General features: G+C 71.5%; 1 protein-coding gene. It reads right to left on the reverse strand.

Annotation, left to right across the window (positions count from 1 at the left end):
- On the reverse strand, positions 1–379 hold a 379-nt coding region (locus tag B0W80_RS34215), incomplete at both ends, for an iron-containing alcohol dehydrogenase (RefSeq protein WP_143684941.1).

Raw genomic sequence — 379 nt, forward strand, 5'->3', positions numbered from 1 at the left:
CTCGGGGCTGCGCCGGATGGTGGGCAGGGCGCGCGCGATGGCGGCGATGCCTTCCTCGGCCATCAGGTCCATCACCGGGTTGCCGTCGCGCGCGTACAGGCCCTCGGCCGCATGGGCGATGGCGTTGATGCAGCTGGTCACCGACAGGCCCACGGGCAAACTGCGCGAGAGCTCGGGGTCGTAGATGACGGTTCTGGGCAGCACGCGCGGGTCCTTGCCGGTCTTCTTGAGGCCGGCCTCGGTCAGGCCGTAGATGGGCGTCATCTCGCTGCCGGCGTAGGTGGTGGGGATGGCCAGGATGGGCAGGCCGGAGTCGAGCGCGATGGCTTTGCCCAGGCCCGTGGTGGAGCCGCCGCCGATGGCCACCGCGCAGTCGGCG

Origin of the sequence: Variovorax sp. KK3 (genome assembly GCF_001984055.1) — a bacterium.
GTDB lineage: Bacteria > Pseudomonadota > Gammaproteobacteria > Burkholderiales > Burkholderiaceae_C > Variovorax.